This window comes from Gordonia sp. BP-119 (genome assembly GCF_016924115.1).
Classification (GTDB): domain Bacteria; phylum Actinomycetota; class Actinomycetes; order Mycobacteriales; family Mycobacteriaceae; genus Gordonia; species Gordonia hongkongensis.
The window spans coordinates 50,611-76,331 of the sequence record NZ_JAFFZF010000019.1; the positions used below are offsets into that span (position 1 = coordinate 50,611).

Annotated in this window: 15 protein-coding genes; 12 read left to right on the forward strand and 3 right to left on the reverse strand. The window is 68.7% G+C overall.

Annotated elements, in window-relative coordinates; all coding sequences use genetic code 11:
- Nucleotides 1–140 precede the first annotated feature (140 nt).
- From JW364_RS12760 to JW364_RS12785, 6 genes are all read left to right on the forward strand, one after another.
- Entirely contained in the window at nucleotides 141–1,133 is a 993-nt protein-coding gene (locus JW364_RS12760; protein WP_205333935.1) for a hypothetical protein, read from the forward strand.
- A 94-nt stretch (nucleotides 1,134–1,227) separates the two neighbouring features.
- Nucleotides 1,228–2,643 carry an NAD(P)/FAD-dependent oxidoreductase gene (locus JW364_RS12765; RefSeq protein WP_159369778.1) on the forward strand — a complete coding sequence of 472 codons (1,416 nt, stop codon included), beginning with the start codon at nucleotides 1,228–1,230 and terminating at the stop codon, nucleotides 2,641–2,643.
- A gap of 54 nt (nucleotides 2,644–2,697) precedes the next feature.
- Nucleotides 2,698–4,899: a DUF2254 family protein gene (locus JW364_RS12770; RefSeq protein WP_205333934.1), complete on the forward strand. Its 2,202-nt coding sequence runs from the start codon at nucleotides 2,698–2,700 to the stop codon at nucleotides 4,897–4,899.
- A 49-nt stretch (nucleotides 4,900–4,948) separates the two neighbouring features.
- Nucleotides 4,949–7,684, forward strand: a complete 2,736-nt coding sequence (locus JW364_RS24425; protein WP_307814782.1) for a LuxR C-terminal-related transcriptional regulator — start codon at nucleotides 4,949–4,951, stop codon at nucleotides 7,682–7,684.
- A 123-nt stretch (nucleotides 7,685–7,807) separates the two neighbouring features.
- On the forward strand, nucleotides 7,808–8,431 hold the full coding sequence (locus JW364_RS12780) for a hypothetical protein (RefSeq protein ID WP_065631305.1): 624 nt from the start codon (nucleotides 7,808–7,810) through the stop codon (nucleotides 8,429–8,431).
- A 45-nt stretch (nucleotides 8,432–8,476) separates the two neighbouring features.
- Entirely contained in the window at nucleotides 8,477–9,880 is a 1,404-nt protein-coding gene (locus tag JW364_RS12785; protein ID WP_205333933.1) for a carotenoid oxygenase family protein, read from the forward strand.
- Nucleotides 9,881–9,898: 18 nt separating this feature from the next.
- On the opposite strand, the gene JW364_RS12790 is transcribed toward JW364_RS12785, so the two are convergent.
- Nucleotides 9,899–11,011, reverse strand: coding sequence for an alpha/beta hydrolase (locus JW364_RS12790; protein ID WP_205333932.1), 1,113 nt, complete (start codon nucleotides 11,009–11,011; stop codon nucleotides 9,899–9,901).
- A 505-nt stretch (nucleotides 11,012–11,516) separates the two neighbouring features.
- On the opposite strand from JW364_RS12790, the gene gltB reads away from it, so the two are divergent.
- The 4 genes from gltB (at nucleotide 11,517) to JW364_RS12810 (ending at nucleotide 19,413) form a co-directional block, all read left to right on the forward strand.
- Nucleotides 11,517–16,100 (forward strand): glutamate synthase large subunit, encoded by a 4,584-nt coding sequence (gltB, locus tag JW364_RS12795; protein WP_205333931.1) that lies wholly within the window; start codon nucleotides 11,517–11,519, stop codon nucleotides 16,098–16,100.
- Nucleotides 16,093–17,547, forward strand: a complete 1,455-nt coding sequence (locus JW364_RS12800) for a glutamate synthase subunit beta (RefSeq protein ID WP_205333930.1) — start codon at nucleotides 16,093–16,095, stop codon at nucleotides 17,545–17,547. Before gltB ends, JW364_RS12800 begins: the two co-directional genes overlap by 8 nt.
- A gap of 184 nt (nucleotides 17,548–17,731) precedes the next feature.
- Nucleotides 17,732–18,619 carry a cutinase family protein gene (locus JW364_RS12805; RefSeq protein ID WP_205333929.1) on the forward strand — a complete coding sequence of 296 codons (888 nt, stop codon included), beginning with the start codon at nucleotides 17,732–17,734 and terminating at the stop codon, nucleotides 18,617–18,619.
- 122 nt (nucleotides 18,620–18,741) lie between these two features.
- Nucleotides 18,742–19,413 (forward strand): DedA family protein, encoded by a 672-nt coding sequence (locus tag JW364_RS12810; RefSeq protein WP_137809838.1) that lies wholly within the window; start codon nucleotides 18,742–18,744, stop codon nucleotides 19,411–19,413.
- Nucleotides 19,414–20,159: 746 nt separating this feature from the next.
- On the opposite strand, the gene JW364_RS12815 is transcribed toward JW364_RS12810, so the two are convergent.
- Nucleotides 20,160–20,405, reverse strand: a complete 246-nt coding sequence (locus tag JW364_RS12815) for an RNA-binding S4 domain-containing protein (RefSeq protein ID WP_065631301.1) — start codon at nucleotides 20,403–20,405, stop codon at nucleotides 20,160–20,162.
- Between the two features lie 119 nt (nucleotides 20,406–20,524).
- Here JW364_RS12815 and lysX point away from each other — a divergent pair, with 119 nt between their 5' ends.
- Both lysX and JW364_RS12825 read left to right on the forward strand, forming a co-directional pair.
- Complete coding sequence (gene lysX, locus JW364_RS12820) at nucleotides 20,525–23,938, forward strand: bifunctional lysylphosphatidylglycerol synthetase/lysine--tRNA ligase LysX (RefSeq protein WP_205333928.1); 3,414 nt, start codon at nucleotides 20,525–20,527, stop codon at nucleotides 23,936–23,938.
- 336 nt (nucleotides 23,939–24,274) lie between these two features.
- Complete coding sequence (locus JW364_RS12825) at nucleotides 24,275–24,616, forward strand: hypothetical protein (protein WP_205333927.1); 342 nt, start codon at nucleotides 24,275–24,277, stop codon at nucleotides 24,614–24,616.
- A gap of 118 nt (nucleotides 24,617–24,734) precedes the next feature.
- On the opposite strand, the gene JW364_RS12830 is transcribed toward JW364_RS12825, so the two are convergent.
- The gene (locus tag JW364_RS12830; protein WP_307814783.1) at nucleotides 24,735–25,667 is read right to left on the reverse strand and encodes an MBL fold metallo-hydrolase; all 933 of its coding nucleotides are present in this window, start codon (nucleotides 25,665–25,667) and stop codon (nucleotides 24,735–24,737) included.
- Nucleotides 25,668–25,721 lie beyond the last annotated feature (54 nt).

Here is a 25,721-nt window from a genome sequence, read left to right on the forward strand (position 1 = left end):
GGGTGAGGACCTGAACCGAGCCGAACAGTGCTCCCGTCCCCGAATGGGTCATACCGAGAGACCAGCCACCGCCGGTCGCGCAACTCGACGCGATTTGGCAACCTCGGATCGGGGACCGATACCGAGGATCGGAGTGGGGGATGTATCGACCGGACCTGCACCTGGGAGCGCTGAGGGGCCCGCTCCCGCGATCGCCGCTGCATGTGCTGCGGACCTATCTGGCGGTGACGACGCTGCTGTACGCGGTGGGCGTGGCTCTCACGCTGTTCCCGACCGACGACTCGGCGACCCTGTCCGACCCGACCGGGGGACTGGTCGCCGTCGTGCTGGGCCTCGCGGCGCTGGGGTGGCTGTCGGTGCGGCCGCAGCGCCCGCTACCGGCCATGATCGCGGCCGGTGTGGCCACCCCCGCGGTGATGGCGTTCCACGAGCTGATCAGTGCCGAGTTCCTCTGCATGATCGCGGCGATGTTCCTGGCGATGTACGTCCGTGCCACTCTTCCGCGTCGGCAGGCGTGGGCGTTCATCGGTGTGCTGACGGCCGGGTGCGTCGTCGCGCTTGCCGTGGCGCCCGCACCGAAGTACCTCAGCACCTACATCGTCGTCGCCGTCGCCATCCCGGCGGCGGCCGAGTCGTTCGGGTTGCTGACGCGGACGCTGCTCACCGCGGTCTGTGCTGACCCGCTGACCGGCGTGTTCAACCGCGCGGGCTGGGAACTCGCGACCGCGGGGCTCCTCGACGGACGGCGGTCGGCCGCGGCGGTCACGGTGATCTCGTGGTCAGTCGACGACTCCGGGACGACCGACGACCCGCGCGAGCGGGAGCAGCGACTGGTTCGCCGGGCCCGGACCTGCGTCGAATTGCTTCCCGCCGATTCCGCCCTGGCACGCCTGGCCGATTCGGAGTTCGCGATCTGCGTGGTGCACGACGACGATGGTCCACCCGGGCAGGCGGCGGCGTTGATCGAGGAGCTGCGTCGACACCTGCCCGATGCCTCACTCGCGGCGTCCACCGCGCCCGCGCCGGCAGCGGACGTCGCCGCCCTACGCGCGCAGGCGTCGTCCCGCCTGGCGTCCGTCAGACGCAGCGAGCCCGGGCCGGCCCGACGTTCCGATCACCCCGACATGCAGTGAGGCGGGCGGCTCATCCGGGCAACCACCATGTCGAGCCCGGCATCGAGTTCTGCGATCGCGGTTGTGCCGGTGCACATCGAATACGATGCCGCTCATGACCTCGGCCATCGTGGTGGGGGCGGGCCCCAACGGGCTCGCCGCCGCCATCACCCTTGCGCAGCGGGGCATCGTGGTGACCGTGCTGGAGGCGGCCGAGACGATCGGTGGTGGTGCCCGCTCGTCCGAGCGGATCCTGCCCGGCCTGATGCACGACGACGGCGCGGCCGTCCACCCGATCGGGCTGGCATCGCCGTTCTTCCAGAGCCTCGGACTCGCCGACCATGGGCTCGAATGGGGCTGGCCGGAGATCGACCTCGCACATCCGCTGCCCGACGGCCGGGCCGGCGCCATGATGAACTCGCTGGACGAGACCAGTCGGTTTCTCGGGGTCGACGGCCCACGATGGCGGAGCCTGTTCGGTCCGTTGGCGGAGAACTTCGACGACCTGGCGCAGGAAGTGCTGGGCCCGCTCCTGCACGTGCCGCGTCATCTCGGCCCGCTTGCCCGGTTCGGGCCCGCCGCTCTCCTGCCCGCAACCGTCCTGGGACGGGTGTGGCACACGGACGAGGCGGCGGCCTTGTTCGCCGGGAACGCCGCCCATGGGTGGTACCCGCTCACCCGGCCGACCACTTCTGCGTTCGCGCTGATGTTCGCCGCCATCTCGCATCGGTACGGCTGGCCGATCATCAAGGGCGGGACGGCCCGAATGCCGGAGGCCCTCGCCGCGGTGCTGACAACGCTGGGCGGCCGCATCGAAACCGGCCATCGGGTCAGCTCCCTCTCCGACCTCCCACCGGCGGATGTGATCCTGCTCGACCTGGAGCCCGGCGCGGTCGCCGACCTTGCGGGGGACGCACTCCCGAGCCGAGTCCGTAGAGCGTATCGACGATTTCGGCGGGCGCCCGCCGCGGTCAAACTCGACCTCGCCGTCGACGGCGGAATTCCGTGGCGGGACGAGTTCTCCGGTCGGGCGGGCACCGTGCACGTGTGCGGCTCCGCCGCCGAGGTCGTCGCGTCCGAGGCCGAGATCCATCGTGGCCGGATGCCGGAGCGGCCCTTCGTCCTCGTCGCCCAGCAATATCTGGCCGATTCGGCGCGGTCGGTCGGTGACGTCCATCCGGTGTACGTCTATGCACATGTGCCGCATGGCTACAGCGGCGACGCCACGAACGCTGTGCTCGCGCAGCTGGAACGCTTCGCGCCGGGGACGCGCGATCGGATCGTCGGGTCCGTCGTGCGCACGCCCGCAGATCTCGCCGCGAGCAATGCCAACCTCGTCGGCGGCGACATCATCGGCGGCGCAAACGATCCCCTCCAGGTCGTGATGCGCCCCCGGATCGCTGCCGACCCGTACGCAACCGGAATCCCGGGTGTCTACATCTGCTCGGCGTCCACGCCACCGGGCGCCGGCGTGCACGGAATGTGTGGCCACAACGCGGCTCTGAGTGCACTGCGCCGGCTCGGCCCGTAGATCAGAGTCGCGATTGCCCGCGAGAACCCCCGGCGCTCCCGCTAGGGTCGGGGGATGACCGGGTGGTTCGATGAGCGGATCGTCGAGACCGGTCGTCTGCCGTTGTTCTTCCTATTACTCGCCTTCGTCCTGACCTTCCTCTTCATCCGCTTCAGCGTGCGGATGATCCGCGCTGAGGTCAGTTGGTGGCCGGGCAACGTGACGCCGGGCGGGGTGCATGTGCACCACGCCTTCTTCGGCATGATGGCGATGTTGGTGGCGGGCTTCGGATTCGTCGCGGTCGACCCGCTCCGGACACCGGTGATCGACTGTGTCCTGGCGGCCCTGTTCGGCATCGGAGCGGCGCTCGTGCTCGACGAGTTCGCGCTCATCCTCCACCTGCGCGACGTCTACTGGGCGGAGGAGGGGCGGACGTCGATCGACGCGGTGTTCGTCGCGATCGCCATCGGTCTGCTCTTCCTCCTCGGGTTGCAGCCGTTCGGGGCGTTCGAGGTCGTCGGGGACATCCGGAACGAGAACGGCCTGGTGGCACGGCTGGTCGCGGCGGGTGTCGTCGTGCTCAACGTGCTCCTGGCGATCGTCACCCTGATCAAGGGCAAGGTCTGGACCGGACTGGTGGGCATGTTCGTCCCGGTCCTGCTGTGGTTCGGTGCCGCGCGACTCGCGCGGCCGCGATCACCATGGGCCCGGTGGCGATACAAGAACCGCCCCCGCAAACTGGCTCGCGCGATCGGGCGTGAGCAGCGATATCGAGAACCGTTGATGCGATGGAAGATCGTCGTGCAGGAGGCAGTGGCGGGGCGTTTCGGGGTGCCCGACGCGCCGGCTCCCGTTCCGGTTCCCCCGCCGGCGTCTGTCCCGACGGCGGTCGACGTGGTGACCGAGAAGGTACCGAGCGCGCTGGCGACCGCTATCCGATGGCGGCGCACGCGCCGGGCCCTGCGCTCGGTCCCGATCTGGCGGCTGCCGGTCGTGCTGGTGACGTTCGCGATCGTCGCCGCGTGGACCACCGTCGGATTCGATGAACTCCTCGAATTGGAAGTCGATCCCGGAACGCTGGCGACGCTGCTCAGCGTCATCGCTGGTTCGATGGCGACCCTGACCGGTCTCGTGTTCACCGCCGTCACGCTCGCGATGCAGTTCGGGGCGTCGTCGATCTCGGTGCGGGTGATCCCGATGTTGCAGCAGGAACCCGTCATGCGATGGTCCACCGGCTTCTTCCTCGCGACCTTCGTCTACAGCGTGATCATCGCGATCGACCTGTCGGTCGGGGGTCCGGACGAGCCGACCCCCGGCCTGTCCACGGCGATCGCGTTCATGCTCACGACCGTCAGCGCGTACCTGTTCATCGCGCTCGTCGGGAAGGTCGGGACGATCCTGAACACCGCGCGCCTGCTGCAGTGGATCGCCGACGACGGCCGGTCGGCGATCGTGCGGCAGCTGCCGCCGGCGGACAGGCACGACGAGAGCACCGCCGCAACCGAGTTCGGTACCCGCTCCGATTCCGACGCGAGCGACGCCGAGCTATTGGGGACCGGCCCGGGCGCGGCGACGGACCCGAATGCGACGGATGAGATGCGAACGCAGATCAGGCTGGGCGAGGTGACCGCGCGGGGGCGGGTCCTGCTGGCGGTCAACGGTGATCGTCTTCGTCGATACGCAGCGTCGTGGAACGTCCGGATCGACGTGCTCGTCGCCGTCGGCGACCATGTGCCACACGATCTCCCGGTGATCGAGATCGTCGGCGATCCGATCCAGGTGGAGAAGCGTCGCGTGCTGGCCTGCCTGCTCTTCGGCGACACCCATCAACCCTCGGTGAGTCCCGCCGCGGCACTGCAGGCCATCTCGGACATCGCGCTCAAAGCGATGTCCGCGGGCAGCAACGACCCGAGCGTCGTGGTCCAGGCGCTCGACCACACCGAGGACCTGTTGCTCCTGCTGGCTCCGCGGCTTCGCGGCGAACAGTTCTCGAGCGACCCCTCGGTCCGCGGCATTCGGCGCAGCTGGGCGGACTACGTCGCGATCGGGACCGACGAGATCCGACGGCACAGCACCGGCCAGGTTCAGGTGCAACGCCGCCTGCGCGCGCTGTTCGAGTCCCTTCTCGCCGGGTGCGGGCCCGCGCAGCGCGCGCCCGTGGCCGAGCGATTGGCCGTGCTCGACGCGCAGGTCGCCCGCGACTGGACCGACGACCTCGACCGGCGACTGGCCGCGGCTGCGGACCGGCAGGGATACGGGTCCGAGTTCGGCCGGTGAGGTGAGCAGATGGATCACGCGAATCGGACACAACCGATACCCTGAGTTCGTGCTCGCGTCCCAGTCCGCCGACCGTCGTGCGGTGGTCGACGAGATGCACCACTTCGTCGCCGCTGCCCAACGCGATTCGGGTTCCGCCCGCCGTGGGGTCGGCGTGATCACCGCCGGCCCGGGCGCCGGAAAGACCCATACGCTCCGGGAACTGGCCTCTGCCACTGATGGTTCCGTTCGCACGGTGCGGGCAGACGAACTGTCATGGCGCCAACCGTTCGGACTCGCCGGGCAGCTGCTCGGAGTGGATCTGCCGACGCCGGTTCCCGATGGCTTCGACGACGATCTCTACGCGCGCGTGGACACGCTGTGTGCCGACGGGCCGCTCGTGCTCGTCGTCGACGACGCCCACCACGCCGATGCGGCGACGCTGGAACTGTTGTCCCGCCTCGTAGCTGCCACGCGGGTGCTACCGCTGGTGATGCTCCTCGGCCGGCGGCCGCTCCCAGAACGGGATCTGCTGAACCGGTTGGTGGCGCGAGCGGAGGTCGTCGACTGGTCCCTGCCCCCGCTGGGCGCCGACGAGGTCCACCGGATCTCGATCGAGACCGTCGGTGCCGCACCGGACGCCGAACTCTTCGGGCTGCTCGGTGCATCGGGTGGGAACCCGATGCACGTGATTTCGGTGCTGCGCGCGCTGCAGCAGTCGGGCGGTCTCCGGATCGTCGACGGTCACGCGGCGGTCGACGCACGCACCGCGTCGGGGGTACCGAGTGGACTCGAGGACGCGATCGCCGAACACGTCGCCCTCCTCGACGGTCGTGCCCGCGAGCTGACGCAGAAGCTCGCGGTGTGGGGCCGCCCGGCGACGCTCGCCCAACTGGCCGCGGTCGACGCGGTTCCACCCGCCTCGCTGGTCGGGCCGGCCCAGTCGGCGATCGACGCCGGGATCGTCGGCGTCGACGACGGGGGAGCGCTGCGGTTCACCCACGATCTGTACGCCGATGTCACCTATCGACAACTCGATCCGATGCTGCGCTCGGTGCTGCACGATGCGATCGCCAGCCATCCCAGTACCCGGCACGATCCGCAGTCCGTGGCTCATCATCGAATCGCTTCGGGCAGTGACGAATCCGCGATGTTCGCGGCGGTACGCCGCGCCGAGAGCGAACTCGCCAGCACACCGGCGGTCGCGGCGGAACTCCTGGAGACGTTGGCCGGCACCGCACGTCCGTCGGCGGGGGTCAACACCGCACTCGCGCTCGCCCTCGCCCGAACCGGGCAGCTCGACCGGGCTTCACGCGTCGCCGAGGACGGCATGGCACTGGCGACCGAGATCGCCGAGTTCGCCGAGCTGCATCGGATCCTGTTGTTCGCCCTGATCGCCAAGGGGGACACCGACCGGGTGCGGGACCTGATCGACGAGACCCTGCAGCTCCCGGTCGGCGACGACGTCGCCGGCACGCTCACCGACCTGCGGCACTACGTGGGCATTCTCGACGGACGAAGACCCGCGCCGGACACCCCGTTCTTCGACGTCGAGCGGGACGCGTCCACCCGATCGGTGTCCGGCCTGATCGCCGAGGCGCTACGCCGGTTCCTGCGCGGCGAGGTGGAGGAGGCGCTCGGGATCGCGCTGCTCGCCTCGCGTCGGGACGCGGCGGAATCCGCCGGCGGCACACTGTCGACGTCGTCGGCCGACATCTGGCCGTCGCTGATCGAACAGTACGCGCACGGCCCGGCGGCGGCGGCCGACCTGCTCGCGGGTGCCGCCCGGTTGCGATCGAGCCGGGGCGCCGACTGGATGACCGCCTACCACGAGTTCACCCGCGGCGGAATAGCTCTCGGGCTCGGCGACCTCGACGACTCGGCGGCATCTTTCGATGCCGGACTGGATCGCGCGGACTCCGCGGACATGGGCTGGAAGTCGATGGCGGTCGGCGGGCGGGCCATGGTCGACGTGCTGCGCGGCGATCTGGCGGCCGCGTCGACCCGCCTCGACGCGTGGGACGACACGGGACTACCGGACCAGTTCGGTTTCCCGGTGCCCACCCACGCCCGCGCCCTGCTGCTCGAGGCGAACCGGAAACTACGTGCGGCCGCGACGACAGCCGGCAGCGCATGGGACCACGGCCGCCGGTTCGGTCTGTACTCCTGGCTGCCCACCGTCGTTCTCGAGACCGCGCGGATCGGCGCGCGTGCGGGCGACACCGCGCTGCTCGGCAGCATTCTGGACGGGCTCGACGAGTTCCCGGTACCGCCCGCGCGGCCCATGTCCGGGCCCGTCGCGGTGGCCCGCGCGATGTGTTCGGTGGTGCTCCACGACGCGGACCCGTTGACGATCGTGCACGCCGCCGACGAGTACGCCGAGATCGTGCAGGCGGTCGGGGACCGGCAGTCCGAGGCGTGCATGTGGGAGGAAGCCGCGTGCGCGGTCGCCCTTTCGGGAGACCGGGACCGCGCCCGCGAGCTCGCCCGGCGAGCGATGCGACTGACGCGTGCCATGGGAGCAAGCACCAGCTCCGCACGCGTGGCCTCGCGGTTGCGTCCGTTGGGGATTCGGCTCGGCCCCGCGGCACGCGACCGGCCGACCCATGGTTGGGACAGTCTCACCAAGACCGAGACGACCGTCGCCGAACTGGTCGCGGCCGGCATGAGCGGCGGCGAGATCGCCGACCGACTGTTCATCTCGACCCGCACGGTGCAGACCCACGTCTCCCACGCCCTCGCCAAACTCGGCCTGCGCACCCGCGTCGAACTCGCCGCGTTCGTCGTGGGTCGGCAGCAGAACTGAGCATCGTCGCACGGTTGGCGCAGTTTTCTCCGTCATGACGCAGATGTACGCGTCATCGGTACGGCGGACAGTGGGTGTACCCCCAACGAGGACCCACCTCGGCCGTACCGAAGGAGACCACCCGTGAACGCCAAATCGATGATCTTGGGACTCGCCCCCTGGTTCGTGTTCGCCTGGGCGGCCGAACGCCTGGGTGCCGACCACGTCACGCTCGCCGCGATCGCCGCCTGCGCGCTGGCCCTGGCCGTCACCATCTACGAGGCCGTCCGCACCGGCGGCGGTTGGAAGATCATCGACGTCGCCGGGGTCGTCCTGTTCGGCGTCATCGCGCTCATCGGCATCGTCGGTGATACTCAGGTCGACGAAGCGCTCGTGTTCTTCGGTCGCGGTGGTTCGGCGTTCGTCCTCGCCGCGGTCATGGCCGTGTCCGCGTTCACGGTCCCGTTCACCGAGCAGTACGCCCGCGAGACCGTCGATCCCGCCCTGTGGCACTCACCCGTGTTCCGCGCGAAGAACCGCCAGATCAGCCTCTTGTGGGCCGGGGCGATCGCACTCATGGGCTGCTCGCACATCGTTGCCGGATTGCTGGCGTCGTCGGCGTCGGTGTCCGGCAGCCACCCGGGCAACATCCTGCTCAACTGGGTCGTGCCGATCGCGCTGATCGTGTTCGCGGTCAAGCGGACCCGGGCAATCGCCGACGCCGCGCCCAGCGCACCCGCCGCCTCCACCGCCCCGACCGCCGGCTGACCCCCGCGGCACAGCCCTCCTACCGACCCGCCCGAAGGACATCCGATGACCATCGCCACGCCCCCCACGCCCGCCCCCGTCGACCTCGCGCATCACGCCCACCTCACCGGTGTGTACGCCCCGCAGCGGGAGGAGGTCGATGTCACCGACCTGCCCGTCCGCGGCGAGATCCCCGCGGATCTGCGCGGCAGCTACCTGCGTAACGGCCCCAATCCGCGTTTCGATCCCATCGGATCGTTCGTCTATCCCCTCGACGGTGACGGCATGGTGCACCGGATCAGCATCGACGGCGGTCGCGTCGGGTACACCAACCGCTTCGTCCGGACCCCGATGGTCATCGCGGAAGAGGCTGCCGGACATGCACTCTGGTCCGGGCTCACCGACGGGTACACGCCACCCGCGAGTGTTGTCGGGGACGAACTCGCCGGCACCTACCGCGAACTGCCCGACATCAACATCGTCCGCCACGGCGGACGGTTGATGGCGATGGCCGAATCCGACCAGCCCTACCTGCTCGAGCCGTCGACACTGGCGACGCTGGCCAAGACCGACTGCGACGGCGCGATGCGGGTCGGCAGTACCGCGCACCCGAAGATCGACCCGGCCACCGGCGAGATGGTGTTGTTCAACTACAGCCTCGAAGCGCCGTATCTCACCTGGTCGATCGTGAATCCGGACGGGACGGCGGCAACCGGGCCCAACCCGGTCGACGGTCTGGACAAGTCGGTCATGATCCACGACATGGCCCTCACGTCGCGGTATCTCGTACTCTTCGTGTGCCCGTTGATCTTCGACCTCGAAGCCGCGATGACCGGTGGCTCGCTGCTGTCCTGGCAACCCGACGACGGCACGCGCATCGCCCTCATCCCGCGCGACGGCGGCCCGGTGCGCTGGGTCCAGACCGACCCGTTCTGGGTGTGGCACTTCGCCAACGCCTTCGACGGTCCGGGCCCCGACGACGGTGTCACCGTCGACTACGTGGAATGGAGCTACCCGGGTGGCTTCGCCGCCGAACCCCGGCCGGCGACGTCGGCGCTCACCCGCGCGATCATCCGCCCGGATGGCACCATCACCCGGAACACGATCAGCGACAACGCCTTCAACATGGAGTTCCCGCGAGTCGACGACCGGTTGCTCACCCGGGACCACCATCGCGTGGCAACGGTGGCGAAGGGACCCCGCGACACCGATGCCACCGACAGTCTCTGGTTCCACGATCTCTCCGCCGGCACCGAGACCTTCTGGAGTCCCGGAACCGCGATCGGCGAGCCGATCTACATCCCGGGCGCCGAACGCGATCACTGGGGCGCGATCGGCACCGACCCCGCCGACATGCGTTCGTACTTCTACCTTCTCGCCGCCGACGAGCCGACGGCCGGGCCGGTTGCCACCGTCGAACTCCCGATCCGCGTCCCCGCCGGGCTGCACGGCGCGTGGCTCGCGGACTGACCCCCTGACAAACCCACCCTATTTCCGTAAACCCATCCCGTCGGAGCGTGCTGGGTTTGTGGAAAAGGGGTGGGTTTGCGAGTCGGAAGGAACCGGCGCGGTCAACTCGATGAACCGGGCCGCGATGTCGATGGCTGACCGCGCCTCGGCCGACAGGCGGGGGATCAATTGGAAGACGTGACCCTGGTCGGGCCAGGCCTGGATCACCGAAACCCCTCCGGCACCGGTGATCTCGTCGTGGGTGGCCCGGGCGTCGGCCCCCATCACCTCGCGCGCCCCGTATTGGATGAGCGTCTTGGGCAGGGTCATGTCCGGGGTGAGACGGACGCGCATCCGTGGATGATCGGGATCGGCGGTCCGGGTGTAGAGCCGCAGGATCTTGCGGGCGGACATCGCGTCGATGATCGGGTCCCGCACCCCGGTGCGCTGATTGCGCACGGCCAGTTGAAAAGTCGGGTCGTAGAGCGGCGAGAACAGCACCATCGAACCCGGTTGCGGGGTCCCGGTGGCGTGGTTGACGGCGAGCAGGTCGAGAGCCAGGTGGCCGCCGGCGGAGTCACCCGCGACCACGATGTCCTCGGCGCGGTACCCCTGGGACAGCAGCCAGCGATAGCCGCGGACGGCGTCGTTGCCCGCGCACGGCCAGGCGTGCTCGGGGGCGAGCCGGTAGTCCAGGCTGAAGGCGGGCAGCCCGGTCTTGTTGCCGAGCCGGCCGACCAGGCCCCGGTGCGTTCGCGGCGAGCACACCACGTACCCGCTCCCGTGCATGTAATACAGAATCCGCGAACCGGGGATCGGAGCGCTCGCCTGCCGGCCGATGACCCACTCACCACGGACCTGCCCACCCCGGAAGTTCTCGCGCACGATCTCCACCCGGGTGTTGGCCGGGGGTGGGTTGATCCGCTCGATGGTCCGGTTCAATGCCGGGCGCGTCCGCTGGATCATCTGCGCGGTGACGCGGGGGTGGCTGACCCCGGCCGCGGTCATCATCGGCCAGGTGACCCGGGCCAGATAGGCGTTGACCGCACGGGAACGCCGCGAACCGTACGGATCGACGCCCAGACGGCCGAACGGATGCGCGAGGAGATCCGCTTCCGGGGTGGGCTCATCGGCCGGTACGGTGACGCTCATCACCTGACGGTAGTGGCTCGACGACGTGCGGGTGCGGGATCGGTCAGGGCGAGACCCGGCCGCAATCGGGCCGCGACCGTCGACGCTCCCGAACCGCCCGCGCGGGCCGTCTCCGGGGCGGACCCCGAATCGCCGGATTTCCGTCTGACGTGCACCGGCGGTGTCTCTGTGGTAACCGGATTTCGAGAGTGAGCCCTTCGCGTGGAAAAATGACTCACAATGCTCATACGGCTGCCCGGGGGCGCTCTGGCGTGCTGCGCGCGGTAGCTGCGATGAGCAGGGTGGTTCGGGTCCCGACGAAGCGGCCCGAAGGGACCGTCAGCAACGGCGCTGACCGGGACTCACCGCCGCTGTGATCGTCGGCTCTGCCCAGGTCAGCCCCGATGCGGGTGGAGCACGACGACGCCGGGGACATCGTGGTCCGCGGCCCGACACGGCCGGGTGTGGCCCCAGACATCGACGACGGGTAGTGCGTGCACTCCTCGCGCGCAAAGTGAGGCGAACTATGAAGCAGGCTCCGGGACCGGTGGGTCTCTACGACCCACGCAACGAGCACGACTCGTGTGGCGTGGCGTTTGTCGTGGACATGCACGGGCGGCGCAGTCGCGACATCGTCGACAAGGCGATCATGGCGCTGGTCAATCTCGAGCACCGCGGCGCCGCGGGTGCCGAGCCCAACACCGGCGACGGTGCGGGCATCATGATCCAGGTCCCGGACCGTTTCCTGCGGGAGACCGTGGACTTCGAGCTGCCCGCGGAGGGCAGCTACGCGACCGGTATCGCCTTCCTGCCCCAGGGCTCGGAAGACGCCCGCCTCGCCTGCGAGGGCGTGGAGAAGGTCATCGAGGCAGAGGGTCTGACCCTGCTCGGCTGGCGCGAGGTGCCGACCAACGAGAACTCGCTCGGAGCACTTGCCCGCGATGCCATGCCGACCTTCCGGCAGGTGTTCGTCGGCGGCGCGGAGGGCATGGAACTCGAACGTCGCGCCTACGTCGTGCGCAAGCGGGTCCAGTACGAACTCGGCAACAAGGGCGCCGGCGCCGACGGGCCCGGACGTGAGACCGTCTACTTCCCGAGCCTGTCCGGACGCACCTTCGTCTACAAGGGCATGCTGACGACGCCGCAGCTGCGGGAGTTCTACGTCGACCTGCAGGACTCGCGTGTCGAGAGCGCGCTCGGTCTGGTGCATTCGCGCTTCTCCACCAACACCTTCCCGTCGTGGCCGCTGGCGCATCCGTTCCGCCGCGTCGCCCACAACGGCGAGATCAACACCGTCACCGGTAACGAGAACTGGATGCGGGCCCGCGAGGCGCTCATCGACACCGCGGCCTTCGGGGCCGACGCGGCGTCGAAGATCTTCCCGATCTGCACCCCGGGTGCGTCGGACACCGCCCGGTTCGACGAGGTGCTCGAGCTGCTCCACCTCGGTGGACGTTCCCTCCCGCACGCCGTGCTCATGATGATCCCGGAGGCCTGGGAGCGTCACGAGTCGATGAAGCCCGAGCACCGGGACTTCTACCGCTACCACTCCGCGCTGATGGAGCCCTGGGACGGACCGGCGTCGGTGTGCTTCACCGACGGCACCGTCGTGGGTGCCGTGCTCGACCGGAACGGCCTGCGGCCCAGTCGGATCTGGGTCACCAAGGACGGGCTCGTCGTGATGGCCTCCGAGGTCGGCGTGCTCGACATCGATCACTCCGACGTCGTGCAGAAGATGCGTCTTCAGCCCGGCCGCATGTTCCTGGTGGACACCGCTGCCGGCCGCATCGTCGACGACGAGGAGATCAAGGACGAGCTCGCCGCCGAGCACCCCTACGGTGAGTGGCTCGAGCAGGGACTGGTCGCGGTCGACGACATCGAGGCGCCGCCGCATCAGCACATGCCGCACGACCGGGTCGCGTTGCGCCAGCAGGTGTTCGGCTACACCCGTGAGGAACTCGACCTGCTGGTCGCGCCGATGGCGAAGACCGGTGCCGAGGCACTCGGCTCGATGGGTACCGACACCCCGATCGCGGTGCTGTCCAAGCGCCCGCGCATGCTGTTCGACTACTTCCAGCAGCTGTTCGCCCAGGTGACCAACCCGCCGCTCGATGCGATCCGCGAAGAGATCGTCACCAGCGTCGGCGGCACCATCGGCACCGAGGCCGACCTGTTGAACCCCGGCCCCGAGTCGTGCCGTCAGATCGAGCTGCCGTCGCCGGTCCTCGACAACGACACGCTCGCGAAATTGGTGGAGATCAACTCCAACGACGCACTGCCCGGTTTCCGCAGCGTCCACATCCACGGCCTCTACCCGGTAGCCGAGGGTGGCGCCGGTCTGCGCAAGGCCCTCGACGAGGTGCGTGCGAAGGTCAGCGCCGCGATCGACGACGGCGTGAACCTGGTCATCCTGTCCGACCGCGAGTCGGACGAGACCTACGCACCCATCCCGTCGCTGCTGCTGACGGCTGCGGTGCACCACCACCTGGTGCGGGAACGCAAGCGCACCCAGGCCGGTCTCATCGTCGAGTCCGGTGACTGCCGCGAGGTCCACCACGTGGCCGCACTCGTCGGTTTCGGTGCGGCAGCGGTGAATCCGTACATGGCCTTCGAGTCGATCGAGGACATGACCGAGCGCGGTGTGCTCGGCAACCTCGACTTCGCCACCGCGCAGAAGAACTACATCAAGGCCGCCGGCAAGGGCGTGCTGAAGGTGATGAGCAAGATGGGCATCTCGACCCTCGCCTCGTACACCGGTGCACAGCTCTTCCAGGTCATCGGTATCTCGCAGGAGACCGTCGACGAGTTCTTCACCGGGCTCAACAGCCAGCTCGACGGCATCGGTCTCGACGAGATCGCCGCCGACGTCGCGACCCGCCACGCGCTGGCGTTCTCCGATCGCCCGTCCGAGCGCGCCCACCGCGAGCTCGAGGTCGGCGGCGAGTACCAGTGGCGCCGCGAAGGCGAGTACCACCTGTTCAACCCGGACACCGTCTTCAAGCTCCAGCACTCCACGCGCACCGGCCAGTACAAGGTGTTCAAGGAGTACACGAAGCTGGTGGACGACCAGTCCCGCCAGATGGCGTCGCTGCGCGGCCTGTTCGACTTCAATTTCGGTGACCGCGACCCGATCCCGATCGAGAAGGTCGAACCGGCCCGCGAGATCGTGAAGCGGTTCTCGACCGGCGCGATGAGCTTCGGTTCGATCTCCGCGGAGGCGCACGAGACCCTCGCGATCGCCATGAACCGGCTCGGTGGTCGCTCGAATTCCGGTGAGGGCGGCGAGGATCCGCGGCGCTTCCATCACGACGAGAACGGTGACTGGCGCCGCAGCGCGATCAAGCAGGTCGCGTCGGGCCGCTTCGGCGTCACCTCGCACTACCTGTCGAACTGCACCGACATCCAGATCAAGATGGCGCAGGGTGCGAAGCCGGGTGAGGGCGGGCAGCTGCCGCCGCACAAGGTGTACCCGTGGGTCGCCGAGGTCCGTGGTTCGACGCCGGGCGTCGGCCTCATCTCGCCGCCCCCGCACCACGACATCTACTCGATCGAGGATCTCGCGCAGCTGATCCACGACCTGAAGAACGCCAACCCGCAGGCCCGCATCCACGTGAAGCTGGTGTCCGAGGTGGGCGTGGGTACCGTCGCGGCCGGTGTCTCGAAGGCGCACGCCGACGTCGTCCTCATCTCAGGGCACGACGGCGGTACCGGCGCAACGCCGTTGACCTCGGTCAAGCACGCCGGTGCGCCGTGGGAGATCGGCCTGGCCGAGACCCAGCAGACCCTGCTGCTCAACGGACTCCGCGACCGGATCGTCGTGCAGGTCGACGGCCAGCTCAAGACCGGTCGCGACGTCGTGGTCGCCGCCCTGCTGGGCGGCGAGGAGTTCGGTTTCGCCACCGCGCCGCTGGTGGTCGCGGGTTGCATCATGATGCGGGTGTGTCACCTCGACACGTGCCCGGTGGGTGTCGCCACCCAGAACCCGCTGCTGCGTGAGCGTTTCGCGGGCAAGCCGGAGTTCGTCGAGAACTTCTTCCTGTACATCGCGGAAGAGGTCCGGGAACTGCTGGCGCGCCTGGGCTTCCGCACCCTGCAGGAGGCCGTCGGTCACGTCGAGGCGCTCGACACGACCAAGGCGCTCGCGCACTGGAAGTCGGAGAAGGCGGGCAAGCTCGACCTGTCGTCGATCCTGGCGATGCCCGAGTCGCCGTTCATGAACCAGGACCTGTACTGCTCCGGCGTGCAGGACCACGGCCTGGACAAGGCGCTCGACCAGCAGCTCATCGCGCAGAGCCGCGAGGCCATCGACCACGGCACGCGGGTGTCCTTCACCTCGAAGATCACCAACGTGAACCGCACGGTCGGCACCATGCTGGGCCACGAGGTCACCAAGGCCTATGGCGCACAGGGTCTTCCCGACGGGACGATCATCGTCGACTTCACCGGATCGGCCGGCAACAGCTTCGGTGCCTTCGTTCCCAAGGGCATCACGCTGCGCCTCGAGGGCGACGCCAACGACTTCGTCGGCAAGGGTCTCTCGGGCGGTCGCCTCGTGGTGCGTCCGGCACGCAACGCGCCGGACGACTTCGTCGCCGAGCACAACATCATCGCCGGCAACGTGATCGGCTTCGGCGCCACCGCGGGCAAGATCTTCCTGCGCGGCATCGTGGGTGAGCGCTTCTGCGTTCGCAACTCGGGCGTCACCGCGGTGGTCGAGGGTGTGGGCGACCACGGCTGTGAGTACATGACGGGTGGACGCGTCGTCGTCCTCGGCGACACCGGCCGCAACTTCGCGGCGGGCATGTCCGGCGGTATGGCGTTCGTCTTCGACCCCGAGGGCAAGCTGGCCGACAACCTCAACACCGAGCTCGTCGACCTCGAGCCGCTCGAGGACGAGGACATCGAGTTCCTCGCCACGATCATCGAAGAGCACCGCGCCGAGACCGAATCCCCGGTCGCGGCAGCACTGCTCGGCGATTGGGACACCGCCCAGACCAAGTTCGCCAAGGTCATGCCGCGCGACTACAAGCGTGTGTTGCTGGCCATCTCCGAGGCGGAGAAGACCGGGCGAGACGTGAACGAAGCGATCATGGAGGCCGCACGTGGCTGATCCCAGAGGATTCCTCAAGCACCCCGAGCGGGAGCTGCCCGACCGCCGCCCGGTGGAACTGCGTCTGCTGGACTGGAAAGAGGTCTACACCGACTTCGACAAGGGCCATCTGAAGACGCAGGCGAGCCGCTGCATGGACTGCGGTATCCCGTTCTGCCACAACGGCTGCCCGCTGGGGAACCTGATCCCCGAGTGGAACGACCTGGTCTACAAGGACCAGTGGCGCGACGGCATCGAACGTCTGCACGCGACGAACAACTTCCCGGAGTTCACCGGCCGCCTGTGCCCGGCTCCGTGCGAGGCGTCGTGCGTGCTGGGGATCAACCAGCCGCCGGTCACCATCAAGCAGGTCGAGGTCGAGATCATCGACAACGCCTTCGACAACGGCTGGGTGACCCCGGTCATGCCGTCGGAGAAGACCGGCAAGTCGGTGGCCGTCGTCGGCTCCGGGCCCGCGGGACTCGCTGCGGCGCAGCAGCTCACGCGTGCCGGACACGACGTGACGCTGTTCGAGCGGGCCGACCGCATCGGTGGCCTGCTCCGTTACGGCATCCCCGAGTTCAAGATGGAGAAGCGCCACATCGACCGTCGTCTGGCGCAGATGGAGGCCGAGGGCACCGTCTTCCGCACCGGCGTCAACGTGGGTGTCGACGTCACCGTCGAGCAGCTGCGCGCCGACTTCGACGCGGTGATCCTCGCCAACGGTTCGACCATCGGTCGCGATCTGCCGATCCCCGGGCGTGAGCTCGACGGCATCCACCAGGCCATGGAGTTCCTGCCGCAGGCCAATCGGGTGCAGCTCGGCGACGAGGTCGAGGGCCAGATCTCGGCCAAGGGCAAGAAGGTCATCATCATCGGCGGTGGCGACACCGGCGCCGACTGCCTGGGCACCTCGCTGCGCCAGGGCGCGGAGATCGTCCACCAGTTCGAGATCATGCCGAAGCCGCCGATCGAGCGCGCCGAGTCGACCCCGTGGCCGACCTACCCGCTCATGTACCGCGTGTCGTCGGCACACGAAGAGGGTGGCGAGCGCGTCTTCTCGGTCAACACCGAGCAGTTCGTCGGCGAGGACGGCAAGGTCACCGGCCTGAAGGCCCACGAGGTCGTCATGCGTGACGGGCGCTTCGAGAAGGTGGAGGGTTCGGACTTCGAGCTCGAGGCGGACCTGGTGCTGCTGGCCATGGGCTTCGTCGGACCCGAGCGCGAGGATCTCCTCGACAAGATGGGCGTCGAGTACGACCCCCGCGGAAACGTCAAGCGCGACGGCAACTTCGCGGCTGTCGGTCAGCCGGGTGTCTTCGTCGCGGGCGACGCCGGGCGTGGACAGTCGCTCATCGTGTGGGCCATCGCCGAGGGGCGCTCGGCCGCCGCGGCCGCCGACGCGTTCCTCACCGGGGCGTCGGACCTGCCCGCACCGATCGTGCCCACGCAGGTCGCGCAGCGCTGATCGCGCGCTTCGTGTAGTATGTACGACACCGAACTCCCGCTCACCCGCTCAGGGTGGGCGGGAGTTCTGCGTAGGCAGATCCGTCGTTCCCCGGGAGTTCCGCAGGCGGCAACACGCCCGCCGGACGCCCGACCTAGACTCGGCGGTAAAGCTGCCTCCTCGGCTGGTACGAAGGGAACGGACTATGCGTCGGATCATCGCGACCGTATGCGCCCTGCTGTGTGCAATCCTGGCCGGCGGTGTGCTCGCCGTCCCGACGGCGACCGCCGCGCCCCGGGGCTGCCCGGAGATCTACGTGCTCGCGGTCCCCGGGACATGGTCCAACGGCGCCAGCCCGGGCGTGCTGGGGGAGATCACCGCCGGGCTCGGATCGGAAACCCGCGTGCAGTACGTCGGATACGACGCGACGGCGTTCCCGTGGGAGAAGGCGATCTACGGCAAGTCCAAGGCACAGGCGGTTGCCAACACCACGGGGCTCGCCCTTCAGATGCTCCGACGATGCCCCGGTACCCGGATCGCGCTCGTCGGCTACAGCCAGGGCGCCGACGCCGCCGGTGACCTCGCATCCGAGATCGGCACCGGTCGCGCCGCGATCCGTCCGGGCCAGGTCGCGGGGGTCGTACTGATCGCGGACCCGCGACGGTCGAAGCGGGACAATCTCATCGGCCCCGCCCTGAGGGGTGAGGGAAGTGGCGGACCACGCCTCGACGGCATGGGGTGGGTCCTGCCCAGGGCGTTCACCCTCTGCGAACCCACCGACGTCTACTGCAACGTGCCACGCGACTACTACGTGACGCGGATCGTCGGCTACCTCGCCGAGACCAGCGACCCGACGCCGAGCCAGATCGTGCAGTACCAGGCCGAGGCGGGCGCGATCTTCTCCGAACTGCTCACCCTCGGCGGCCCCGGCGAGATCGCGCAGGAGCTCGGTGACGCGCGCGCCCGCGAGCAGATCAGGTCGTTCAACCAATTCCTCCAGTCCGGGTCGCACGGCACCTACCGGGACTTCGAGGTCCGTCCCGGCGTGACTGCGGTGCAGTGGGCCAACCGGTTCCTCGCCGGCCTCGCCTGACGGCGCCGGTCGGCTGACCTGCACGAGAACCGGATGAATCGGACGTCCGACTAGAGTGGCGGCCGAAGTGGTCACCGAAGCCGGGGACCAGCCGCCCGCCCTCGGACAGACGGACACATTCCTTGCCAACGCAGCTCGCCGCCATACTCGCCCAGACCGACCCGTCGCAAGGTCACAGCGGTTTCATCGGCTGGATTCTCGACCTCATGGACACGCTCGGCGAGCTGGGTGTCGGGGTGGCGATCCTCCTCGAGACCTTCCTGCCGCCCATTCCGTCCGAAGCCGTTCTTCCCGGCGCCGGCTTCCTCGCCTACGAGGGCCGTATGAACGTCTGGCTCGCCTGGGCCGCGGCGACCATCGGTTCGCTCGTCGGGGCTTGGCTCTGGTACTGGATCGGCGCGGCTCTGGGCCGCGATCGCACCCGGCGACTCGTCGGCCGGATGCCGCTGCTCGACTACGACGACTTCGACAAGGCGGAGGAGTACTTCGTCCGCTGGGGCGGAATGGCGGTTCTCCTCGGTCGGTGCGTGCCCCTCGTCCGATCGTTCGTCTCCATCCCGGCCGGGATCGAGAAGATGCCGTTCTGGCGTTTCACCGCCTACACGACGCTCGGCTCCGGCGTGTGGAACGCATTGTGGATCGGGATCGGCTTCGGCTTCGGTCCGGCCATCGCCCCCGCGCTCGAACGGTGGAGTGGCGTGCTGAGCAACATCGTGATCGCCGTGCTGGTCCTCATGGTCGCCTGGTTCGTCGTGAAGCGGGTCCGCCGACGCCGCGCCAGTGCCGCGGGATAGCGGGCCGGAAGAGTGGGACGACCCGTGGAATACCTCGTGCGGAAGCGCGGTTGTACCCCGCGACGGTGACGGACTCAATGCCCCGGGTCCCACCCTTTGCCGCTTCGAGCGGCCTGTTTGCCGAGAGGCGCACTGACCGCCATCGTCGTCCATCACACCGAAGCCGCCGGCCCGATTCCCGGGTCGGCGGCTTCGGTCGTTCGACGGCAACCGCGGTGGGCGAGTGGTCGCCTGCCCGCCCGGGTCATTCATGCAGGTGAGGGGCGCGTCGCTACGCGCGAGGTAACAGTTCTCGTGCGACGATCGATCTAGCCGTCGTGTGCGGCACTCGCCGTTTCGGGAACCGGAGCTGCGGGATTCACACGTGTCGGCAGTCGCGGGGGCGTGGCGAAAGCCACTGGAAAGTCCGGCGACACGACCGGGAACAGCCGCTACAGTAAAACAAAGTTCCAGTCCGTTGTAACGAATGTGAAGTATCAGGAAGTGATTGGTCATGAAGTTGGCTGACACATTTCACTCGCCCCGCCGGGGCTCTCTGTTGAACTCGCTGACCGGCTGGCGACTCGGAGGCCGCCGCGGTTCCACGACGATGTTCCCCGCCGAAGCGGAACGACTCATCACACCCGCCGAGCTCAGACGGTTCGGCGTCCGGTCCTAGCGCCCTTCGAGGCTCGCTTCGCTCGCACCTCAGGGAGCAGGAGGTCGTCGCTCGCACCTCAGGGAGCAATGGGGGACGCTTCTTCGGATCAGGGGGCAGGTGGCACGTCGCCTTCGGTGACGACACGCACGCTCATCCCGCCGACCGACACCACATCGCCGATCGTCAGCTGACGGCCGCGCCTGGTCTCCACCTCGTCGTTAACCGTGACCAGACCGTCGGCGACCACCTCCTTGGCCTCGGCCCCTGACTCGATCAGGTTGGCGAGTTTGAGGAATTGGCCGAGTCGGATGGAGTCGTCCCGGATCGTCACGTCGTACACGGCTTCGATCATGCCGGTCCACCGCCCGCCGGGCCACCTCGGCCGTCGGGGACGCAAGACGATCTGTGCCGGACGGGGCCAATCCGCGTGGAGTGCCGGGACATACCTCTCATCCCGACTACCTTTTACGCATGGCCACCGACACCCCCCTCGCGCCGGTCGACCCCGAGACCCCCGGCGAGCACCGCGACGCGGGACCGCGGACGCCCACCGCGGCCGACCGCAGGTCCCTCGCGCTGCTCGACAAGATCCGACGGCCCTCCGGGTTCGGGTCCCGCGCCCCGCACATCGCCGGCACGATCGTCGGTGTCCTGGCGGCAATCGCGTTGCTGTCCAGCCTCTTCCCGGCGATCCGGCATCTGATCCACGACCCGCGCCGCTACGTCGACGACTACATCATCACCCTCCCCGACACCAGCTTCGCCTGGGCGTTCGTGCTCGCCCTCATCGCCGTCGCGCTCTCGGCCCGTAAGCGGATCGCCTGGTGGATCAGCGTCATCTACCTGATCCTGTTCATGGCGACCAACGCGCTCTATCTCGTGCCGTCGCTGGCCGACGACCTGGGCGTGACGCGGTGGGACCGCACGAACATCTACCTCGGACTGTTCATCGACGCGCTCGCCCTGATGTTCCTGCTGTCGACGTACCGCCAGTTCTACACTCGGGTCCGCAAAGGCGCCGTCCTGGCGGCGTTCGGCACCCTGATCGCCGGACTGGCGATCGCGACGCTGCTGGGCTGGGCCCTGGTGTGGGCGTTCCCGCACACGCTGACCCGAGGCGACCGGTTGCCGTACGCGTTCAACCGGGTCGTGGCCTTCGGCGCCATCGACCAGGATGCCTCGTTCGACGGTCGGCACACCCACCTGTTCGTCAACGGCCTGCTGGGACTGTTCGGCGCCCTGGCGCTGATCGCCGCGGCCGTCGTGCTGTTCCGGTCGCAACGGCTGCGCTGGCTCATCACCGCCGAGGACGAAGCCCTCATCCGTGCGCTGATCACGCGGTTCAACGACGACGACTCGCTGGCCTACTTCTCGACCCGTCGCGACAAGGCCGTCGTGTTCTCGCCCGATGGTCGGGCAGCGATCACCTACCGGGTGGAGGTCGGCGTCGGACTGGCGGGCGGTGACCCGATCGGCGATCCGGAGTCGTGGCCGGATGCCATCGCCGAATTCCTCACCCTGTGCGAGAAATACGGGTGGCATCCGGCATCCATGGGGTCGAGCCCGCGTGGCGCGGCCGCCTTCGACGCCGCCGGTTTCGTCTCGCTCAACATCGGCGACGAGGCCATCCTGCACACGCGCGAGTTCAGCCTCAGCGGGCCGGCCATGAAGGCGGTGCGCCAGGCCGTGACGCGCACCCGCCGTGCCGGGGTCGGTGTCCGCATCCGACGGCACAACGAGATCGGCGACACCGAGATGGCGCAGATCGTCGCGCGCGCCGACGACTGGCGCGACACCGACGAGGAACGCGGCTTCGCGATGGCGCTCTCGCGCATCGGCGATCCCGCCGACGGCGACTGCCTGCTGGTCGAGGCCGTGATGGGCGAGGGCACCCCCGACGAGCGGGTCGTCGGCATGCTGTCCTTCGTGCCCTGGGGGCGTCGGGGTGTCTCGCTCGACCTGATGCGTCGTGACCGGCACGGACCCAACGGCGTCGTGGAGACCATGGTCGCCGAATTGTGCCGCAACTCCGAGCAATTGGGCATCACCGAGGTCTCGCTGAACTTCGCGGCGTTCCGGGCGTTCTTCGAGCAGGGCCCCCAGATCGGGGCCGGGCCGGTGATGCGGATGGGCTACTCGATCCTCATGTTCGGCTCGCGGTTCTTCCAGATGGAGTCGCTGTACAAGTCGAATGCGAAGTATCTGCCGGACTGGCAGTCGCGCTACCTGTGCTTCGAGGACAGTCGGATCCTGCCCCGGGTGGGGCTCGCCGCGATCGTGACCGAGGGTTTCATCACGTTGCCGCGGTTCGGACGGGCCAAGCACTACACACAGGGGCCGCCGTCGATCCCGCCCGGTGTCAACGCGCCCGCGCTCATCGCCGAGCTCGACGCCGAGGCAGCCACACCCGAGGGTGCGGTCGTCCACCGACCGGAACAGGTGCGCGTCCGACTCGAGAAGATGGACCGGCTCGTCGAGCGCGGCTTCGATCCGTACCCGCCGGCCGATCAACCCACTCATACGATCGCGGCGGCCAAGGCCGAGCCCGAGGGAACCGTCGTCACCGTCGCCGGGCGCGTGACGCGACTTCGGGACTTCGGCAAGGTGGTGTTCGCCGACGTCCACGACTGGTCCGGCGAGGTGCAGGTGCTGGTCGAGGATTCCCGGATCATCCCGGGCACACCCGATTTCGGTACCGACGTCGACCTCGGGGATCTGATCCAGGCCCGCGGCGTCGTCGGCACGAGTCGTAAGGGCGAGCTGTCGATCCTGATCGATGCCTGGCGGATCAACGGCAAATGCCTGCGCCCGCTGCCCGACAAGTGGGCCGGTCTCACCGATCCGGAAGCGCGTGTCCGGCAGCGCTATGTCGACCTCGCCATCAACGAGCAGACGCGCAAGTCGCTGGCGACCCGCAGTCTCGTGGTGAAGTCGTTGCGTGACTTCCTCGGCGCTCGTGGCTTTCTCGAGGTCGAGACACCGATCCTGCAGCAGATCCACGGCGGCGCGAACGCCACCCCGTTCCAGACGCACATCAACGCCTACAACCTCGACCTGTATCTGCGGATCGCCCCGGAGCTCTACCTCAAGCGACTGTGTGTCGGAGGTGTCGAGAAGGTCTTCGAGATCGGCCGCAACTTCCGCAACGAGGGTGTCGACTTCAGCCACAACCCCGAGTTCACGAGTCTGGAAGCCTATGAGGCGCACAGTGATTACCTCAAGATGCTCGACCTGACGCGCGAGATGATCCAGTACGCGGCGACGGCGGCCTACGGGAAACCGGTCATCGTGCGCACCGATGCCGACGGAAACGAAGAGCGCGTCGACATCTCCGGGGAGTGGCCGGTCAAGACCGTTCATCAGGTGGTCTCGGAGGGCGCGGAGCAGGAGATCACGCCGGAGACCTCCGTCGAGGAGTTGCGCGCGGTGTGTGACCGCCTGGAAATCAATCACCGGCCCGACTGGGACGCCGGGCAGATCGTCCTGGAACTGTACGAGCACCTCGGCGAGGATCGCACCACCTTCCCGACCTTCTACACCGACTTCCCGACGTCGACGTCGCCCCTCACGCGCGCACACCGGAGCAAGCCGGGCGTCGCCGAGCGGTGGGACCTCGTCGCCTGGGGCGTCGAACTCGGTACGGCTTACACCGAACTCACCGATCCGGTGGAGCAGCGGGCACGCCTCACCGAACAGTCGATCCTGGCTGCCGACGGTGATCCCGAGGCCATGGAACTCGACGAGGACTTCCTGCAGGCACTGGAATACGCGATGCCGCCGACCGGAGGTCTGGGGGTCGGTGTCGACCGGGTGGTCATGCTCATCACCGGACAGTCGATCCGCGAGTCGCTCGCGTTCCCGCTGGCGAAACCGCAGGACGCCTGAGGCGCCTTGGCGCCTTGGGCTCCTGTGTGATGAGCGTTCCTAAGCGTGATGTACACCATCCTCAATCTGTGCGACGCTGAAGACGCTGTGCAGCGCAACTTGTCTCATGAATAGCTGACCTGGAGGCTCAGAGCGATGAAAAGTGCGCGGAGAGTTGTCGTTTCGATCGCCGCGTCGGCCGTGATGCTGACGGGGTCGGGTGTGGGACTCTACGGCGGTGTGGCCGGGGCGGCACCCGTTGGCGAGGGTCACGGCCTGAGTACCCCTGCGGGAGCGGGTTTCAGCTCGTTCCCGACGATTTACCAGAACTGGTTCTGGCCCAACGTCGGTGTCCGTATGGAGTTCAATACGCTCTTCAATGCGGCGCAGACGCGTGACATCGCGCGTACCGGGATCGTGCCGGCTCTTGCCGGAACGGATCTGCCGTACAGCGGGATCGGCAGGTGGCTCGATGGAGGGGAACTCCAGAAACTCGTAATGACCGGTGGGTGTTTCGCGGTCGGCATCCGGCGGACCGAGGTGCTGTCTCCGGTGACGAAAAAGAGGGTCGCGTGGGCCGTCCAGACCTACCGCACTCCCGGGAACACGCCCCGAGATGTCGCGGCCGTCTGCGAAACCGGCGGGGACAACGGAGGCGGCGGGGACAATCGAGGCGGGGATTCGAATCAGGGCCTCTGATTCTGATCCGGCCACCGCTCGCCGAAACCCTCCTGACCCGAGGTGGCAGTTGAGGTGTCGCACGGGACAGGTCCATGCGTGTGACTTCTTCACGTGTGAGCCCGCCCCCCAGTTCACCTCAGCCGCAGAGTGCTCCGACGGCGTCATGGTCGTGGGTGGGGATCACGCGCACGGTGTGGCGGGCCAGGTGGAGCCGGTGCAGCGTCGCGAACGCCGCGTCGCGGTCGTCGTCGACGAATTCGCCGGGGATGCTCGGCTTCTGGCGCAGGCGCGCCACCTGCTCGAAGTGCCAGGCCGCATCGCCGGCGAGCAGGACCGGGCCGGAGGACGTGAGGGCCAGGACGCCGACGCTCCCGGGGGTGTGCCCGCCGAGGTCGACGACGACCACGGAGCCGTCGCCGAACAGGTCGTGGCTCGCGACGAATGTGGACACGGGCGGGCCGTCGAGTTCGTAGTCGAGGATCGGTCGGCCGTCGGTCAGAGCCGCCCGCACCCCGCCGACCGGTGGTCGCGTGCCCGCCAGTATCCATTCGCGTTCGGGCCGAGGTAGCCACACCGGCAGGCCGGGCAGGTCCAGCAGGCCGCACACGTGATCCCAGTGAGCGTGCGTCGGCAGGGCGAAGTCGGGGGAGCGGTGCAGCGGCCGCAGCTCGAGACCGTCGGCGGTGCTGACCGTCGACCGCGGCGGGGTGATCAGCGGGCGCAAGATCGTCGGCAATTCGGGCAGGACGCGGTGGTGGGCGTCGCGGCAGAAGCCGGGATCGACCAAGAACGTGGCCTCGGGGTGCTCGACCACGAAGGTCGTCATCGCCGACGACGCGCGACGCAGGGTACGAGCTCCCTCGACGAGGCCGGCGAGCGGCACCCGTCGTGCGACCTGGGGCAGCGCGCGCACCCGGACCGTCACCTCGCTGTCGGGGAGCCTGGCGTCCTCAATCGCGTCGATGAGTCGCAGGTCTGGTGGGCGTGGTCGGATTGCACCGCGCACGGCGAGTGCGCCTGTGCGCAGCATCTCGGCCGGCACCGGGCCCGGCTGGCGAAAGGTGGCCACCGCGTATTCCTACCCCGACGGCCAGGTGTGCGGGCCTGTTCCGGGGAGGCCGAT

What these genes read in the sequence shown, in the direction of transcription:
- lysX (WP_205333928.1), top strand. Translation starts at nt 20,525, where the DNA reads ATGGCCACCGACACCCCCCTCGCGCCGGTCGACCCCGAGACCCCCGGC.
- gltB (WP_205333931.1), top strand. Translation starts at nt 11,517, where the DNA reads ATGAAGCAGGCTCCGGGACCGGTGGGTCTCTACGACCCACGCAACGAG.
- JW364_RS12765 (WP_159369778.1), top strand. Translation starts at nt 1,228, where the DNA reads ATGACCTCGGCCATCGTGGTGGGGGCGGGCCCCAACGGGCTCGCCGCC.
- JW364_RS12785 (WP_205333933.1), top strand. Translation starts at nt 8,477, where the DNA reads ATGACCATCGCCACGCCCCCCACGCCCGCCCCCGTCGACCTCGCGCAT.
- JW364_RS12770 (WP_205333934.1), top strand. Translation starts at nt 2,698, where the DNA reads ATGACCGGGTGGTTCGATGAGCGGATCGTCGAGACCGGTCGTCTGCCG.
- JW364_RS12805 (WP_205333929.1), top strand. Translation starts at nt 17,732, where the DNA reads ATGCGTCGGATCATCGCGACCGTATGCGCCCTGCTGTGTGCAATCCTG.
- JW364_RS12815 (WP_065631301.1), bottom strand. Translation starts at nt 20,405, where the DNA reads ATGATCGAAGCCGTGTACGACGTGACGATCCGGGACGACTCCATCCGA.
- JW364_RS12760 (WP_205333935.1), top strand. Translation starts at nt 141, where the DNA reads ATGTATCGACCGGACCTGCACCTGGGAGCGCTGAGGGGCCCGCTCCCG.
- JW364_RS12790 (WP_205333932.1), bottom strand. Translation starts at nt 11,011, where the DNA reads ATGAGCGTCACCGTACCGGCCGATGAGCCCACCCCGGAAGCGGATCTC.
- JW364_RS12825 (WP_205333927.1), top strand. Translation starts at nt 24,275, where the DNA reads ATGGAGTTCAATACGCTCTTCAATGCGGCGCAGACGCGTGACATCGCG.